The organism is Thioclava pacifica DSM 10166, from assembly GCF_000714535.1.
Lineage (GTDB): Bacteria > Pseudomonadota > Alphaproteobacteria > Rhodobacterales > Rhodobacteraceae > Thioclava > Thioclava pacifica.
Map to the genome: position 1 here is coordinate 156094 of NZ_AUND01000023.1, position 15668 is coordinate 171761.

Here is a 15668-nt window from a genome sequence, read left to right on the forward strand (position 1 = left end):
CCAAATACCTGCTCGCCCCGTCTTCACGCGGAGTTTATTTGAGCGTGAGCTTAGGGTAATGAAATGCCAAGCGACAAGCGCGGAGAAAGACATGACCAAGAAAATCGCAATTCTGGGCGCATCGGGGTACACCGGCGCGGAGCTGGTCCGGCTCATCGCCACCCATCCCGGTATGGAGATCGTGGCGCTGTCGGGCGAGCGTAAGGCCGGCATGGCGATGGGCGATGTCTTCCCGCATCTGCGTCATCTCGGGCTGCCCGATCTGGTGAAAATCGAAGACATTGATTTCTCGGATGTCGATCTTGCCTTCTGCGCGCTGCCCCATGCGACCTCGCAGGCGGTGATCAAGGAACTGCCGCGCGACCTGAAGATCGTCGACCTCTCGGCCGATTTCCGACTGCGCGATCCGGCCGAATACGAAAAATGGTATGGCAAGCCCCACGCCGCGGTCGAGCTTCAGAAAGAGGCGGTCTACGGGCTGACCGAGTTCTACCGCGACGCGATTCGCGAGGCACGGCTGGTCGCGGGCACGGGCTGTAACGCGGCGGCCGGCCAATTCGCGATCCGTCCGCTGATCGAAGCGGGCGTGATCGACCTCGACGACATCATCCTCGATCTGAAGAACGGGGTGTCGGGGGCGGGCCGTTCGCTGAAGGAAAACCTGCTTCATGCCGAGCTCTCGGGCGGCGTGGCCCCCTATTCGCAGGGCGGCAAGCACCGCCATCTGGGCGAATTCGATCAAGAATTCAGTGCCTTGGCGGGCCGTCCCGTGCTGGTGCAGTTCACCCCGCATCTCGCGCCCTTCAACCGCGGCATCCTTGCCTCGGCCTATGTGAAGGGCGACCCGGAGGCCGTCTACAAGGCGCTGGCGGATCGCTATGCCTCGGAAATCTTCATTGAGATGCTACCTTTCGGCGCAGTTCCGTCGACGAGGTCTGTAACTGGCTCCAATTATGCCCATATTGGTGTATCAGGAGACAGGATCCCCGGGCGCGCGCTCGTGGTCGTGGCTATCGACAACCTCTGCAAGGGGTCGTCGGGACAAGCGATCCAGAACGCGAACCTGATGCTCGGGCTGGAGGAAAGCGAAGGGCTGATGCTCGCCCCCGTCTTCCCTTGACCAGGGTCATGGCGCGGCCAGACCGGTGAAGGTAGACGAAGCGGCATCCGAGGAGGCAAGACGATGAAGAGTCTGAAGAAGAAACGTCGTATTCAGGTGTTGGCCGTGGCCGCGCTCGCGTTGGTGATCGCCACCGGCACGATCGGCTATTCCATGCGCAACGGGATCAACTTCTTCCGCGCGCCTTCGCAGCTCGCGACCGAACCGCCGCAGCCCGGCGAGGTGTTCCGTCTCGGCGGTCTGGTCGAGACCGGTTCGCTCAAGCGTGGTCAGGGCGAAGTGATCGAATTCAACGTTACCGATGGCGGCGCGACCGTCCCGGTGAAATTCGCAGGCGTGCTTCCGGATCTCTTCAAGGAAGGTCAGGGCATGATCGGCACCGGCAAGATGGAAGGCGATACCTTCGTTGCCTCCGAGATCCTTGCCAAGCATGACGAGAATTACATGCCCAAGGAAGTCGTGGACGCGCTCAAGGAGCAGGGCATCTACGAGCCGCCCTCGTCCTGATCCGCGTCTCGATCCTTGCACCAGCGCGCGCTGGTTTGCCTGAGGATTAATCCCGAAATCTGAGCCTGTCGCCGTTCGCAGTAACGGAGGCAGGCCATGAAAACGGTCACGCAGATCGCGGCGGAGATCGTCGCGCGCGAAGGGGGCTATGTCGATGACCCGGACGATCCGGGCGGGGCGACGAAGCACGGGGTGACGCTCGGCACGCTCAAAAGGCTCGGGCGCGATATTACCGGTGACGGGCGGATCGACGAGATGGATGTGCGCGCGCTCGATCCCGCGCAGGCCTCCGAGATCTTCATCCAGCATTATTTCGAGGCGCCGCGTATAGACCGGCTCCCGGCTGCGATTCAGCCCTCGGTTTTCGACATGTATGTGAATGCGGGCGGCAATGCGGTTGTGATCCTTCAGCGGCTGCTGGGCGATATGGGTCAGCGCGTTGTGGTGGACGGGGTCATCGGTCCGCAGACCATAGCGGCCGCCGAGATCGCGGATGCTACGGCGCCGGGGTATTTCGCCGATGCCTACGGGATCGCCCGGCGCAATTACTATTACCGCGTTGCCGATGCCCGCCCCTCGAGCCGCAAATACGCGAACACGCGCGCGGGACAGAAGGGGGGCTGGATCCGCCGCGCGGAAGAATTCATCTCGCCGCGCTTCCATCTCACAGAGGCCGAACATCGCAAGCGGGTGTCTGCATGGGCGTGATCGACAGGCTCGTTGGTGGAGCCGCCGCCGCAAAGGCCGTGGGCGAGGCAGCGACCTCGGTGGCAGAGGTCTTCGTGCCCAACGCCACGAAAAAGCTGGAAGCTACGCAGGCCGCCTATCTTGCGGCCCTCGAGGAGCATGGCGCGGAGTTCCAATATATCCGCCCTGGCCGCTTCGATCGGATCGTGAACGGCATCAACCGCCTGCCGCGTCCGGCGCTGGCTTTCGGCATCGTCGGGCTCTTCGTCTATGCGATGGTCGATCCGGTTGGCTTCGCTCAGCGAATGGTTGGGCTGAACTACGTGCCCGAGCCGCTCTGGTGGTTGCTGGGCGCGGTTGTGAGCTTCTATTTCGGCGCCCGCGAGGCCTTTTATTTCCGGATGAACAAGGCGGTGGCGCCGCCGCCCGCCACGTTGCAAACGCCCGATGCCTCCGAAGAAAACGCGGCGCTTCAAGCGTGGAAGGCGGGTGAGAAACCGGCCGGGTGAAGATGAGAGGCACGGGGTTCCCCGTGCCTCTCATGTCATTGCCTCAGCCCGCCTCGGCGCGCTTCTTCGCCGCCGCATCGAAGGCCGCATCCGAGGGCGCGATGAAGCTGTAGAACATCGGCACCACGAAGAGCGTGAACATCGTCCCGATCAGAAGCCCCGAGAAGATCACCAGCCCCATCGCCTGACGCGCCGCGGCACCGGCGCCTTGGGCAAGGATAAGCGGCACCACCGCGAGCGCCATCGCGGCTGTGGTCATCAGGATCGGGCGCAGACGGATCTGGGCGGCCTTCACGATCGCCTGTCGGCGGGTGAGCCCTGCGGTCTCGCGCTGCTGGTTGGCAAACTCCACCATCAGGATCCCGTGTTTGGTGATCAGGCCGACAAGCGTGATCAGCCCGACCTCGGAATAGATGTTGAGCGTGCCCAGCCCGAGATTGAGCGGCAACACCGCGCCGAAGATCGTCAGCGGCACTGTCATCATGATGATGAAGGGATCGCGGAAGCTCTCGAACTGCGCGGCGAGCACGAGATAGATCACCAGAACGGCAGCCGCGAAGGCGATCAGGATCGTGTTGCCTTGCTGGGTCTCGATCCGGGACTGGCCGGAATAGTTGATGAAGAACCCCTCGGGCATTACCTGATTGGCGATATCGACGATGGTTTGCAGCCCCGCACCGGTCGATTGACCCGGCAGCGGCAGCGCTGTGATCGTCGCCGCGTTGAGCTGGTCGAATTGCTCGATCGAGGCCGCGTTCACCCCGGTTTCGATCTTCACCAGCGCCGAAAGCGGCACCATCTCTCCCGATGCCGAGCGCACGTAGTAACGGCCCAGCTCTTCAGGATTGGCGCGGAATTTCTGCGGCACCTGCGGGATGATGTCATAGCTGTTCGAGTCGCGGTCGAATTGCGCGACCGAGGCTTCGCCTACGAGAAGGCCAAGGGTCGAACCGATATCCGAGACCGGCACATTCAGCGCCGCCGCCCGGTCGCGGTCGATGGTGACATCGACCTGCGGGCTGTCGAAATTGAGCGAGTTCTGTACGATGATGAACTTGCCCGAGGCCATCGCCTTGTTCTTGATCTCCTCGGCGACCTCGGCCACCCGTTTCGAGGAGTGGATCGACTGGATCACCACCGAGATCGGCAGACCGCCCCCGGTGCCCGGCAGCGACGGCGGCGCGAAGGCGAAGCCCTTGAGGCCCGTCGACTTGCCCAGATCGCCCTGGATCTCCTGCTGGATCTGTTTCTGGCTGCGCTCGCGCTCGGACCAGTCCTTCAGCGCCCAGATATAGATGCCCTGCGAGCTGTCGCCGCCGAAGCCCGCGATCGAGAAATCGGTGCGCACTTCGGGGATGCCGGCGGTATCCTTGCTCACCTGGTCGATATATTTCTGGGTATAGTCGCTGGTCGCGTAGCGCGGCCCGTTGAGGATCGCGAAAAGCGCGCCATTGTCTTCCTCCGGGGCCAGTTCGGTATTGGTGTTCATCAGCATGAAGCCGGTGACGCCGATCAGCGAGACGACGATCATGATCGTGATGCCGCGCAGATCGAGCGAGCCATTCACGCGTCGCCCATACCAGCCAGCGAGCCGGTCGAAATTGCGGTCGATGAAAGCCTGAAAGCCCTTCGCCTCGCCATGTTTCAGCAAGCGCCCCGACATCATCGGCGTAATCGTCAGTGCGATCACGCCCGAGAGGATCACGGAGCCTGCCAAGGCGAATGCGAATTCGCGGAAGAGCTGCCCGGTCAGCCCGCCGGTGAAGCCCAGAGGCGCCAGCACCGCCGCCAGCGTGATCGTCATCGCGATCACCGGGCCGGTGATTTCCTTCATCCCCTGCACGGCGGCCGGGATCGGTTTCATCCCGTCCTCGATATGTCGGTGGATGTTCTCCACCACCACGATCGCGTCATCGACCACGAGGCCGATCGCGAGCACCATCGCCAGCAGCGTCAGCAGGTTGATCGAGTAGCCAAGCGCCATCAGCACCGCGAGCACCCCGATCAGCGAGAGCGGAATGGTCACGATCGGCATCGCCACCGAGCGGAAGGAGCCGAGGAACAGCAAGATCACCACGGTCACGATCGCGACCGCCTCGGCGATGGTCTTGAAGACCTCGTCGATCGAGGCCGAGATCGTCTCGGTCGAGTCGTAGACCAGTTCGATCTTCATGCCCTCGGGGAGGGTGGCGTTGATCGCGGGCAGTTCCTTGCGCACCGCGGCCGCCGTGTCGAGCGGGTTCGCGGCAGGTGTCGGGAAGACGCCGAGGAAGGTCCCCTGCTTGCCGTCGAAGGTGACGATCTCGTTGTCGGCGGCTTTCGACAGCTCGATCTTCGCGACATCGCGCAACCGCACGACCTCGTCGCCAGACGACCGGATCGGCAGCTTGCCGAAGGCCTCGGGCGTCTGCAGGGTCGATTGCAGCGTGATCGACTGCGCCACATATTCGTTCTTCGTCTTGCCCGGCGCCGAGAGGAAGTTCGACGCCTGGATCGCGCCCAGCACTTCCGAGGCGGTCACGCCGCGTGCGGCCAGCTTGTCCGGGTCGATCCAGATCCGCATCGCGTAATCGGAGGCGCCGATGATCTGGGTCTGCGCCACGCCCGGAATCGTCGACATGCGCGGACGGATCACCCGGCGCAGATATTCGGTCAGCTGCTCGGGCGTCATGTTGGGGTTGATCGCAGCAAGATACATGAGCGCGAATTGCCGCCCCGTGCCTTTCACGATCACCGGGTCTTTCGCCGCCGAGGGCAGCTGGCCCTTCACCTGCTGCACTTTCGAGAGCACCTCGGTCATCGCCGCGTCGGAGTTGGAGCCGAGCTTCATATGAACCGAGATCACCGAGGCCGAGGGGCGCGACTGGGTAGTGACGTAATCGACGTTTTCGGTCGTCGCGACAGCCGCCGCGATGGGAGAGGTAATGAAACCCTGGATCAGCTCGGGCGAGGCGCCGGGATAGGTCGTGGTAATGGTGACCACCGTCTCCTCGACCTCCGGATATTCGCGGACGGGTAGGTTGAAATAGGCCTGCGCGCCCAGCAGGAGCATGAAGGCGCCCAACACCATCGACAGGACAGGGCGGCGGATGAAGATTTCCGAAATGTTCATGGGATCGCCCTTACTGCGCCGCCGCCGGGGCGGGCATGTCGAAAGCCTTCATGACCTCGGCGGTCGTGGGCGCATCCGGGTCGGGCGAGATCGTGTTGTCGATAGCCACCGCAGCCCCGGAATTGAGCTTGTTCTGGCCCGCATTAACGACCATGTCGCCCGCAGTCAGCCCCTTGGTGATCTCGACCAGCGGACCCGAGCGACGCCCGAGCGTGACGAAGACCTGTTTGGCGATGAGTTTCGGAGCGTCCGCGCCTTCCGGGGTTTCCTTGCGGATCACGAAGACCGAGTCGCCATAGAGGTTCGAGCTGACGACCGTCTGCGGCAGCGCGATCACGCCATCCTCGGCGGGCAGCACGACGCGGACATGGACGAACTGGCCCGGCGTGAGCTGGTTGCCATCATTGCCGACTTCGGCGCGGAGCGTCACGAGGCGCGAGTTCGGGTCGATCTTGGGCTCGATCCCGGTGATCTCACCGGTCAGGTTCAGCGTGCCGTCCTCGGTCGAGACCTCGACCTTCTGGCCGACCTTCGCCTGTCGCGCTTGCTGTTCGGACAGCGTGAAATCGACGCGCATGTGATCGCGGTCCTGCAACGTGGCAAAGGCGGTGCCGGTGGCGGCATATTGGCCGATCTCGACCTGCGGGATGCCGATCACGCCAGCGAAGGGCGCGACGAGGCGTTTCTTCTCAAGCACGGCTTGCAGCTTGGCGACGGTGGCGCGGGCCTCCTGCGCCGAGGCTTCGGCCTGATCGAGGTTAGAGGTGGCCGACACGCCGCGCTCGGCCAGTTGACGTGCGCGCTTGAGATTGGTCTCCGCCAGATCGAGCGCCGCCTTGGCCGAGGTCAGATCGGCGCGTTCGGAGCGGTCGTCGATTTGCAGCAGAAGCTGGCCTTTCTCGACCCGGTCATTGGCCTTGAAATGGATTTCCTGAACCGTGCCGCCCATCTCGACGGCCAGTTCGGTCCCGCGCACGGCCGAGGCGGTGCCGATCGCTTCGAGACCCGGCGTCCAGGTCACAGGCTTCACCTCGCTCACCGAGACCGCGACGGGCGGTTGTTGCATGTTCGCGAAGAACTGCGCGATCATTTTCGAGCGGAACATATTGTAGCCGACGATGCCGCCCACGACGAGAATGAGCGCGACAATGGCGATGAGAAGACGTTTGATCATGAGGAGTCCCGTCGAATTTACCTGAGCGTCCGGCCAGAAAAGACGGCGCATTTGTTCTGAACCAGATGGTTCAATTTTTTTCCCGGAGTCAATCCGCTCCATTTCGCACAGATGATGGTTCACGTGGCTGTGAATTCAAGCATCGCTTGGCGCGCGTGCGACAAGTCCCCTGTGCGCCTGCGCGCGCTGGGTAGCCGTTATGCGACCTTTGGATGGCTCGACCTTCCGAATCCGGGCAATATATTAACTCTTGAATGTTAGCGTATGCGGCGCGTTTTCGCCTTGGCGTTGTGAGTTTTGGAAGGATTTCAAATGGATCCCCTCTCGTTGGTGCGCATCGGCTTCGAAGCCGCGCGAATTGGTGTCGAAGCTCAGGCGGTGATCGCGATGCGACTGGCGGGTATGGCAGGTCTCTGGGACGTGCCTGTGCACGAGACTTTCCAGATGTTGCATGAAAAGCCTGTTGCGGTGGTCGAGGCGACCGAGGCCGCAGCCTGGGCGATCCTGAAAGGCCATAGCGCGGATCGGGCGATCTCGGCCTCGATGTCCGAAATCGGACGCCATACCAGTGCCAATCTCGCGCGCCTGTCGCGCCGTGGTCCGAGCTGGGCCTGATCGCGTCCGGTCGCGCGCTATCACACTCTGACGACCGGGGCTTTGCGCGCAGCGCCGCCTTCCCATATCCAGATCATCCGATCCCCGTCCTTCCCACCGGGACGAAGGGAGTGCGCCGAGCGCGCGTCGGTGGGGGCGGATCGCACCGGTCTGAGACCGGTTGAGCGATCCGCCCCTCCCACGGAAGCGACCGATCAGGCGGCGCTTTCTTCCTCGACCGCGTCATCGCCCTCTTCGACGCTGGCGGGCGTGACCATGGCGGTCAGGATCGTCGGCATGTCGACCACGCCGATCGGTTTGTTCGCCTTGTCGACGACCGTGGCCATGCGCACCTCGGCATCGGCCATTCGCCGCGCAATCTTCTCGAGGACGGAGCTGGCCTTGACCTTCATCTTCGGCAGCTCGCCTTCGGGCAGGGGCATGGCGATGGTTTCGGCGCGGATGACCCGGCCGCGGTTCACCTCGCGCACGAACTCGGCGATATATTCATTCGCGGGGCGCAGCACGATCTCCTGACCGCTGCCGACCTGATTGAGCGCGCCATCGCGCAGGATCGCGATCTTGTCACCCAGACGCAGCGCCTCGTCGAGGTCGTGAGTGATAAAGACGATGGTCTTTTGCAGCTCCGCCTGAAGGTCCAGAAGCACCTTCTGCATATCCATGCGGATCAGAGGATCGAGCGCCGAAAATGCCTCGTCCATCAGCAGGATATCGGCATCGTTGGCCAGAGCGCGAGCAAGCCCCACCCGCTGTTGCATGCCGCCCGAGAGCTGGTTGGGGTAGTAATCCTCGTAGCCCGCAAGGCCGACCCGATCGATCCACTTCTTGGCGATGGGCTCGGATTTCGAGCGCGGAACGCCTTGGATATCCAGCCCGTAGCACGTGTTCTCCAGAACGGTTCGGTGCGGCAGCAGCGCGAATTTCTGGAACACCATCGCCGTTTCATGACGGCGGAATTCGCGCAACTCCTCGGTGTTCATCTTCACCACGTCGCGACCATTGTAGAGGATCTCGCCCGAGGTCGGCATGATCAGCCCGTTGATATGGCGGATCAGGGTCGATTTGCCCGAGCCCGACAGGCCCATGATCACCGAGATCTTGCCCGGCGGCAGGTCGAGATTGATGTCCTGAAGGCCAAGCACGTGGTTGTGCTTGTCGTTCAGCTCTTCCTTGCCCATCCCGGCCTGTACCTTCTCGACATAGGCCGAGGGGTTCGCGCCGAAGATCTTGTAGAGGTTGCGGATCTCGATGCCCGAGCGCTGCTCGGTGCCTGCATTCGTCGTCGCATCAGTCATGGCCAGCCTCCGAATGTTTCTGCAGCCGCTTGCCGAAGGCCTGGCTTGCGCGGTCGAAGATGATCGCGATCGCGACAAGCGCGAAGCCGTTCAGGAAGCCGATGGTGAAGAACTGGTTGTTGATCGCCTGCAGCACGTTCTTGCCGAGACCGCCAACGCCGACCATCGAGGCCACGACGACCATCGCCAGCGCCATCATGATGGTCTGGTTGACGCCCGCCATGATCGTCGGCAGCGACAGCGGCAGCTGCACGCCCCAGAGCTTCTGGCGCGGGTTGGCGCCGAAGGCATCGGCGGCTTCGATGACTTCCTTGTCGACCAGCCGGATGCCCAGATTGGTCAGGCGGATCATCGGCGGGATCGCGTAGATCACCACGGCGATCACGCCCGGCACCTTGCCGATCCCGAAGATCACCACGACCGGGATGAGGTACACGAAAGACGGCATGGTCTGCATCACGTCGAGCACCGGAGTCAGGATCTTCTGCATCCGGTCGGAGCGGGCCATCAGGATGCCGATGGGCAGGCCGAGGATGATCGCGATCATCGTGGCCACGGTGACCATCGCGAGCGTCGTCATCGTGTCCTCCCAAAGGCCGAAGACGCCGATCAGCGCAAGGCCGATGGCCGAGCCGATCACGATCTTCACGCTGCGCGAAGCGAACCAGACAACCACCAGGATCAGCGCGAAGATGATGAACCAGGGCGTATCCACGAACGCATGTTCGAGCATGTTGAGAAACCATTGAAGCGGCCGCGTGGCCGCGTCGATCTGATCGGAATAGGCGCGGACGATACCGCGAAACCCGTCATCGATCCCCATGCGCATGTGGCGCAGGGTCTTGTTGGGAAGGGACGGGAACTCGCATAGCAGTTCAGGGAGCCCCCAGCAGGATGAAGCCATCTTCTTATGTCCTCCGGTCGATTTTTGGCGCCGGTTAATGCAAAAACGCGCGCGAAGAGGTCTTCGCGCGCGTCATTTTCTGCCTTAGGGCGCTCAGAGCGCGTCCTCGACTTTCTTGGCAACGTCCTCGGAGACCCAGGCTTTCCAGACATCCGGATAGTTCTCGAGGAAGTAGTAGGCGGTGTCCTCATTGGTGCCTTGGTTGTCGGCCTGCCAGGCGAGGAATTCACCCACGGTCTTGTTCGACCATTCACGCTTCGACAGGTAGTCCATCGCGATCGCGTTCTTCTCGGAGAACTCCTTGGTCACGACGGTGTAGACATCCGAAGTCGGGTAGGCGTTCGGCTTGGGATCGACGCAATCGGCCTGCGAGTTGCACTCATCCCAGGCTTGCTTGTCGTTGGGCACGCCTGCATCGAGCTTGACCATCGGGTATTTGCCGAGGATCGCGGTCGGCGCCCAGTAATAGCCCAGCCAGCCTTTCTTCGACTCGTAGGCATTGGCGATCGAGCCGTCGAGGCCCGCAGCCGAACCGGTATCGACCAGCTTGAAGCCCTTTTCCTCTGCCTTGTGCGCCTTGAAACGGTTCGCGGTCGAAATCTGGCAGTTCCATCCCGACGGGCAATTGTAGACGCCGCCCATCGAAGGCTCTTCGGGATCGGGGAACAGCTCGGGATGAGCGAGCGCATCATCGACCGTCTTGATCTCGGGGTGGGCGTCGGCGACGTATTTCGGAATCCACCAGCCCTCTTCACCGCCGTCCTTGAGGATCTCGGCGGCGATCACGAGGCGGTCCTCGCTCACGGCCTTGTCGAGTGCGACCTTCACCGCGTTCACCCAGAGCTCGGGGGCGATGTCGGGCTCACCCTTTTCGTTCATCGAGGTGAAGGTGGGCATCGTGTCGCCGGTCACCAGCGTCACGTCACAGCCATAGCCGTTTTCGAGAATGATCTTGTCGACCCACGCGGCGACGCCAGCCGAGGCCCAGTTCATCTCCGCTTCGGTCACCGAGCCGCATTCGCCATCCGCTGCGAAAGCGGGGGCGGCAAGCGCGGTGAGCGGGAAGGCCAGGGCAAGGCCCGCGAGTTTGAGTTTGTTCATACAGTCCTCCTGTAGTGGCAGCGTCCGGGTTTCGGGTCGGGCGGGCTACCACCGCGCGTTCGACCCTTTGCGCCCGGTGCCAGGGCCCGGGCGGTAAGCGGCATGTTTCGACCCCAGATGGGGCGCCGCAGGAAATTGTCAAAATACGACACACCTATGTCGTAAAACTACAATGCCCGAGGTGCAAGGTTTTCGCGGACCTTTCCCGGCGCTTGCGGCGTTGAGCCGCGAGGAAAGGAAAACCGATGAGCCAACCCGCCATGCAATCCGCCGCGGCGTCGCCTGAGCCGCCCTCGCCGCGCGCTGCGCTGCGTCGCGAAAGCGTCGCACTGATCGCGAACCCCGAATCGGGCGGGAACGCCAAGGACGAAGCCTCGATCGTGCGTGCGATGGAGGCACTGGGTGAGGGGGCGACGCTTTACCGATGGTCGCCCGAGGCTGATATCGTAGCGACGGTGCACAAGGCGCTCGATGACGGGGCCGAGATGATCGTTGCGGCGGGCGGAGACGGGACAGCGATGGCCGTGGCGGGGGCGCTGCTCGGGCGCGACGTGCCTATGGCGGTTCTGCCGTTGGGCACGTTCAACTTCTTTGCCCGTGGCCTGCGGCTTTCCGAAGATCCCGTCGAGGCGGCCCGCGCGATCCGTGAGGGTGAGGCGCACCCGATCCGGGTGGGCCGCGTCAACGGGCAGGTCTTTCTTAACAATGCCTCGCTCGGCATCTATCCGGAGATCCTCGAAGCACGCGAGGATATCTATGCCCGCTGGGGTCGGCGCCGCATCGTCGCGCATTGGTCGGTGGTCAAAACCTTCCTGCGGTTCCAACGCCCGATGCGCTTGCGCCTCACCGCCGATGGCAAAACCAGCCAGCATCGTACGCCGCTCATTTTCGTCGCGCGCTCGGCCTATCAGCTCGATTTCTTCGGTCTCGACGGAGCGAAGGTGATCGGCGAGGACGCCTTCGCGGTTCTGGTCGCGAAGGGACGCACACGGAGCGATCTGTTCCGCCTCGCCTGGCGTCTTGTGCGGCGGCGTGCGCGCGAGGGTCGCGATTACGATTTGGTGCGCGCGCATGATCTCGAGCTCGACACCGGCAGGACCCGCGCGCTTCTGGCTTTCGACGGCGAGAAGCGGCGCGAAGCGAGCCCGTTTCACTTTGCGATGAGCGATGCGCCGCTCTGGATCGTGAAGCCTGCCGATGCTGCGCAGGGTACCCCGGCATGAGCCGCATCGTTCATCTTTCCGACCTACATTTCGGCCGCAGTCTGCCCTCGCTCGAGGCGCCCTTGCTGCGTGCGGTCAACGGGCTCGCGCCGGATCTGGTGGTGATTTCGGGCGATTTCACCCAGCGCGCACGGCGAGGCCAGTTCGATCAGGCACGTATGTTCCTGCGCCGGATCGAAGCGCCCACGCTTTCGGTGCCGGGCAATCACGACACGCCGCTCGACAATCTCGCGCTGCGCCTCTTCAACCCCTTCGGGCGATACAAGGCTGCGATCGACACCGAACTGGAGCCGGTCTTCGAGGATGCGCAGACGAAGGTGGTCGGGGTGAATACCGTCAACCGCTTCGCCTGGCAGCGCGGACGTGTGCCGAAGCGCGCGGTTTCGAGACTGTGCGCGGCCTTCGCCGATGCAGGGGAGAAGCTGCGCCTCGCGGTGATGCACCACCCGCTCGAACACGGGCCTGACGTCGACAAATCGCTGATGGATGGGGCCAGAGACGCGTTGGACGGCTTGCGGGCCTGCGGCGCCGATCTGGTGCTTTCTGGACACCTGCATCTGGGCTCCGCCGCGCCGTTTTCTGCGGTTCCCGGTATTCTTTTCGTGCAGGCGGGTACGGGGCTGTCGTCGCGGCTGAGGGGGGCGCCGAACATGTTCAGCCTGATCGAAGGCACACGCAGGGCGCTCACGATCACGCGTTACGAGGCCGAGGGGATGACCTTCGGGCCGCGTGCCCCACAAAGCTTCATGCGTGATGAAACGGGGGCCTGGGTCGGACCGTGAGCCTCAGTTCGGTTTGCCGGAAATATCACCCCAGTCGAGAACGGGGGCTGCGTCGATCTCATGTGCGTCGAGCATCGCGGCCACGCGCTCGAGCGACGCGATAAGCTGCGCCTGTTCCCAATCCTCAAGCGCCTCGAAACGGCGCACGAAGATCTGTTGCAGCGCGTCCGGGGCTTCATCGATGGCTCCCGCGCCTTTTTCGGTAATGACGATATCGGTCTGCCGCCGGTCGCGCTCCGAGCGCTGGCGCGTCACCATGCCTTTCTTCTCAAGCTTGTCGATCAGCGCCGTCATCGTCGCCTGGCTCACGCCCATGCGCTGCGAAATCGCCTTCGGTGTCGACCAGCCTTTTTCAGAGACGACCTGAAGCACACGGAACTGCGCGGGCGTCAGCCCGGCCGCTTTCGCAAGGTCGCGTCCGAACATTTCGGTTGCGCGCAGAATTCGGCGCAGAGCGATCAGACTCGTATCAACACGCTCCATCAGGCGGCGGGCCCCTTTTTTGTCCAGACGGCCAAGTATCGCAGAGAGCTCTGCGCTCTGCAATTGCTTGGGCTTGCTAAGTTTATCCGCTTCGTTTGTGTTTATATGCTTTGTCATGCTAATCGTATTTAGGGCCTTTAAGCAATAATTTAAGGCCGAAAGCGGAACTTTCTGAGAGTCGTTTAGTTAGGTAGTTGAAATTTTTGGAGCGATGAACTACTTAGTCTCCCGAAGCAAGTGAGAGGAGCAGGAACGTGCCGCAAGTCGAGTCGATCAAGAAAGGGTCCAAGCTGGTCTTCCGTAAGCCGGAGGCCGAGGATGGCAGCGAGATCTGGAAGCTGATCCGCCGCTGCAAGCCGCTTGATGAGAATTCGATGTATTGCAACCTGCTGCAATGCGACCACTTCAGCGATACCTGCGTGCTCGTTGAGCGTGACGGTCAGGCGGTCGGCTGGATTTCGGGCTATATTGCGCCCTCCGAGCCGCAGACCTTCTTCGTCTGGCAGGTTGCGGTCGCGCCCGAGGCGCGCGGACTCGGACTTGGCAAGCGGATGCTGCGTCACCTGATCGACCGCGACGAGGCCGCGGAATGCACGCAGCTCAAGACCACGATCACTGAAAGCAACGAGGCGAGCTGGGCCCTGTTCCGGTCCTTCGCCCGCTCCATCGGCGGTGAGCTGACCGACGAGGCTCATTTCCACGAAGACGACCACTTCGACGGCCATGCCGCGACCGAGCACATGGTCACGATCACCTTCGCGCAAGAGGCCCGCGCCGCAGCCTGACGCTGCGGCTGCCGCCCTGCCTTCCCAAAATTACGGAGATACCCAATGACCGTTCATTCGACGGATAAGACGATCTTTACCCAACGCGAATCGGAAGCCCGCTCCTACTGCCGTGGCTTCGATACCGTTTTCACCAGCGCTCAGGGCTCGGAACTGACCGATGCCGAGGGCAACACCTATATCGACTTCCTCGCCGGCTGCTCGTCGCTGAACTACGGGCACAACGACCCGGACATGAAAGAGGCGCTTATCAACCATCTTCTGGAAAACAAGATGGGTCACGCGCTCGACCTGCATACCGACTCCAAGGGCGATTTCCTGCGCGCCTATGAGGAGCATATCCTCGCCCCGCGCGGGATGGATCATAAGCTGATGTTCGTGGGCCCGACCGGCGCGAATGCCGTCGAGGCCGCGATGAAGATCGCGCGCAAGGCCACCGGCCGCACCAATATCATCGCCTTCACCAACGGCTTCCATGGCGTGACGATGGGCGCGCTGGCCGCGACCGGCAACGGCTATCACCGGGGCGGCGCGGGCATGGACACGCAGGGCGTGACCCGCATGCCCTATGATGCCTATGCCGAGGGCGTGGATTCGGTCGCGCTGCTCGACCAGATGCTCTCGGACAACTCGGGCGGCATCGACGCGCCCGCCGCGATCATGCTCGAGACGGTGCAGGGCGAGGGTGGCCTCAACGCCGCCAGCCCCGAATTCATCCAAGGTGTCGAGAAGGTCGCCCGCAAACACGGCGCGCTCTTCATCATCGACGACATTCAGGCAGGCTGCGGCCGCACTGGCACCTTCTTCTCCTTCGAGGAGATGGGCGTGATGCCGGATGTCGTGACCCAGGCAAAGTCGATCTCGGGCTTCGGCCTGCCGATGGCGCTGGTTCTGGTGCGTCCCGATTACGACGTGTTCGGCCCGGCCGAGCACAACGGCACCTTCCGCGGCAACACCCATGCCTTCGTGACCGCCACCGTCGCGATCAAGAAGTTCTGGGCCGATGATGCGTTCCAGCGCGAACTGGCCGTGAAGTCGGATGTCCTGCGCGAAGGTCTCGCTGCCGTCGCCGATCTGGTGCCGGGCGCCTTCCTGAAAGGCCGTGGCCTGATGCAGGGTGTCGATGTCGGCACCGGTGAACTGGCCTCCGAGATCTGTGGTCGCTGCTTCGAAAAGGGTCTCGTGATCGAGACTTCGGGCAATGACGATCAGGTCGTGAAGGTGCTTGCGCCGCTGACCACGCCGATGGAGCAATTCCGCAAGGGGCTGCAGATCCTGCGCGATGCCGCCGAAGAAATCATGGCCGGGCGCACGCAGATCGCGGCGGAATGATCCGCCGCTGCCTCCCCCAGCAACCCTGACGACTTAAAA

General features: G+C 62.9%; 15 protein-coding genes. 9 read left to right on the plus strand and 6 right to left on the minus strand.

Translation table 11 applies throughout. The annotated features are described in order from the left end of the window. The first annotated feature begins 91 nt into the window (after positions 1 to 91). The 4 genes from argC to TP2_RS10050 all read left to right on the plus strand — a co-directional run bounded on the left by argC (position 92) and on the right by TP2_RS10050 (position 2823). Complete coding sequence (argC, locus tag TP2_RS10035) at positions 92 to 1120, plus strand: N-acetyl-gamma-glutamyl-phosphate reductase (RefSeq protein WP_038076847.1); 1029 nt, start codon at positions 92 to 94, stop codon at positions 1118 to 1120. Positions 1121 to 1183: 63 nt separating this feature from the next. Continuing rightward, entirely contained in the window at positions 1184 to 1627 is a 444-nt protein-coding gene (gene ccmE / locus TP2_RS10040; protein WP_038076853.1) for a cytochrome c maturation protein CcmE, read from the plus strand. A 96-nt stretch (positions 1628 to 1723) separates the two neighbouring features. After that, positions 1724 to 2335: a holin-associated N-acetylmuramidase gene (locus tag TP2_RS10045; RefSeq protein WP_038076854.1), complete on the plus strand. Its 612-nt coding sequence runs from the start codon at positions 1724 to 1726 to the stop codon at positions 2333 to 2335. Continuing rightward, positions 2326 to 2823: a holin family protein gene (locus TP2_RS10050; protein WP_038076855.1), complete on the plus strand. Its 498-nt coding sequence runs from the start codon at positions 2326 to 2328 to the stop codon at positions 2821 to 2823. The genes TP2_RS10045 and TP2_RS10050 overlap by 10 nt, the downstream gene beginning before the upstream one ends. 43 nt (positions 2824 to 2866) lie before the next feature. Here TP2_RS10050 and TP2_RS10055 read toward each other — a convergent pair whose 3' ends face one another. After that, a complete protein-coding gene (locus TP2_RS10055) occupies positions 2867 to 5935 on the minus strand; it encodes an efflux RND transporter permease subunit (RefSeq protein WP_038076856.1) in 3069 nt (1022 codons plus the stop codon). Positions 5936 to 5945: 10 nt separating this feature from the next. Continuing rightward, complete coding sequence (locus TP2_RS10060; RefSeq protein WP_051692455.1) at positions 5946 to 7109, minus strand: efflux RND transporter periplasmic adaptor subunit; 1164 nt, start codon at positions 7107 to 7109, stop codon at positions 5946 to 5948. A gap of 312 nt (positions 7110 to 7421) precedes the next feature. Here TP2_RS10060 and TP2_RS10065 point away from each other — a divergent pair, with 312 nt between their 5' ends. Further along, positions 7422 to 7724 (plus strand): hypothetical protein, encoded by a 303-nt coding sequence (locus TP2_RS10065; protein ID WP_051692456.1) that lies wholly within the window; start codon positions 7422 to 7424, stop codon positions 7722 to 7724. 194 nt (positions 7725 to 7918) lie between these two features. Here TP2_RS10065 and TP2_RS10070 read toward each other — a convergent pair whose 3' ends face one another. The 3 genes from TP2_RS10070 to TP2_RS10080 all read right to left on the minus strand — a co-directional run bounded on the left by TP2_RS10070 (position 7919) and on the right by TP2_RS10080 (position 11024). Next, positions 7919 to 9019 (minus strand): quaternary amine ABC transporter ATP-binding protein, encoded by a 1101-nt coding sequence (locus tag TP2_RS10070; RefSeq protein WP_038076857.1) that lies wholly within the window; start codon positions 9017 to 9019, stop codon positions 7919 to 7921. Next, positions 9012 to 9923, minus strand: a complete 912-nt coding sequence (locus TP2_RS10075) for an ABC transporter permease (RefSeq protein WP_038076859.1) — start codon at positions 9921 to 9923, stop codon at positions 9012 to 9014. The genes TP2_RS10070 and TP2_RS10075 overlap by 8 nt, the downstream gene beginning before the upstream one ends. 93 nt (positions 9924 to 10016) lie before the next feature. Continuing rightward, complete coding sequence (locus TP2_RS10080; protein ID WP_038076862.1) at positions 10017 to 11024, minus strand: ABC transporter substrate-binding protein; 1008 nt, start codon at positions 11022 to 11024, stop codon at positions 10017 to 10019. A gap of 245 nt (positions 11025 to 11269) precedes the next feature. Here TP2_RS10080 and TP2_RS10085 point away from each other — a divergent pair, with 245 nt between their 5' ends. Both TP2_RS10085 and TP2_RS10090 read left to right on the plus strand, forming a co-directional pair. Continuing rightward, positions 11270 to 12247 (plus strand): diacylglycerol/lipid kinase family protein, encoded by a 978-nt coding sequence (locus TP2_RS10085; RefSeq protein WP_240473742.1) that lies wholly within the window; start codon positions 11270 to 11272, stop codon positions 12245 to 12247. Next, complete coding sequence (locus tag TP2_RS10090; RefSeq protein ID WP_038076866.1) at positions 12244 to 13029, plus strand: metallophosphoesterase family protein; 786 nt, start codon at positions 12244 to 12246, stop codon at positions 13027 to 13029. The genes TP2_RS10085 and TP2_RS10090 overlap by 4 nt, the downstream gene beginning before the upstream one ends. Before the next feature lie 3 nt (positions 13030 to 13032). On the opposite strand, the gene TP2_RS10095 is transcribed toward TP2_RS10090, so the two are convergent. Next, positions 13033 to 13512, minus strand: a complete 480-nt coding sequence (locus tag TP2_RS10095; protein ID WP_038076874.1) for a MarR family winged helix-turn-helix transcriptional regulator — start codon at positions 13510 to 13512, stop codon at positions 13033 to 13035. 254 nt (positions 13513 to 13766) lie between these two features. On the opposite strand from TP2_RS10095, the gene ectA reads away from it, so the two are divergent. Together ectA and ectB are read left to right on the plus strand one after the other, a co-directional pair. Next, complete coding sequence (gene ectA / locus TP2_RS10100; protein ID WP_051692458.1) at positions 13767 to 14297, plus strand: diaminobutyrate acetyltransferase; 531 nt, start codon at positions 13767 to 13769, stop codon at positions 14295 to 14297. Positions 14298 to 14342: 45 nt separating this feature from the next. Beyond that, positions 14343 to 15629, plus strand: coding sequence for a diaminobutyrate--2-oxoglutarate transaminase (ectB, locus tag TP2_RS10105; protein ID WP_038076877.1), 1287 nt, complete (start codon positions 14343 to 14345; stop codon positions 15627 to 15629). The last annotated feature ends 39 nt before the right edge of the window (positions 15630 to 15668 follow it).

What these genes read in the sequence shown, in the direction of transcription:
- ccmE (WP_038076853.1), top strand. Translation starts at nt 1,184, where the DNA reads ATGAAGAGTCTGAAGAAGAAACGTCGTATTCAGGTGTTGGCCGTGGCC.
- TP2_RS10085 (WP_240473742.1), top strand. Translation starts at nt 11,270, where the DNA reads ATGAGCCAACCCGCCATGCAATCCGCCGCGGCGTCGCCTGAGCCGCCC.
- argC (WP_038076847.1), top strand. Translation starts at nt 92, where the DNA reads ATGACCAAGAAAATCGCAATTCTGGGCGCATCGGGGTACACCGGCGCG.
- TP2_RS10045 (WP_038076854.1), top strand. Translation starts at nt 1,724, where the DNA reads ATGAAAACGGTCACGCAGATCGCGGCGGAGATCGTCGCGCGCGAAGGG.
- TP2_RS10065 (WP_051692456.1), top strand. Translation starts at nt 7,422, where the DNA reads ATGGATCCCCTCTCGTTGGTGCGCATCGGCTTCGAAGCCGCGCGAATT.
- TP2_RS10050 (WP_038076855.1), top strand. Translation starts at nt 2,326, where the DNA reads ATGGGCGTGATCGACAGGCTCGTTGGTGGAGCCGCCGCCGCAAAGGCC.
- ectB (WP_038076877.1), top strand. Translation starts at nt 14,343, where the DNA reads ATGACCGTTCATTCGACGGATAAGACGATCTTTACCCAACGCGAATCG.
- TP2_RS10080 (WP_038076862.1), bottom strand. Translation starts at nt 11,024, where the DNA reads ATGAACAAACTCAAACTCGCGGGCCTTGCCCTGGCCTTCCCGCTCACC.
- TP2_RS10070 (WP_038076857.1), bottom strand. Translation starts at nt 9,019, where the DNA reads ATGACTGATGCGACGACGAATGCAGGCACCGAGCAGCGCTCGGGCATC.
- TP2_RS10055 (WP_038076856.1), bottom strand. Translation starts at nt 5,935, where the DNA reads ATGAACATTTCGGAAATCTTCATCCGCCGCCCTGTCCTGTCGATGGTG.
- TP2_RS10095 (WP_038076874.1), bottom strand. Translation starts at nt 13,512, where the DNA reads ATGGAGCGTGTTGATACGAGTCTGATCGCTCTGCGCCGAATTCTGCGC.
- TP2_RS10060 (WP_051692455.1), bottom strand. Translation starts at nt 7,109, where the DNA reads ATGATCAAACGTCTTCTCATCGCCATTGTCGCGCTCATTCTCGTCGTG.
- TP2_RS10075 (WP_038076859.1), bottom strand. Translation starts at nt 9,923, where the DNA reads ATGGCTTCATCCTGCTGGGGGCTCCCTGAACTGCTATGCGAGTTCCCG.
- TP2_RS10090 (WP_038076866.1), top strand. Translation starts at nt 12,244, where the DNA reads ATGAGCCGCATCGTTCATCTTTCCGACCTACATTTCGGCCGCAGTCTG.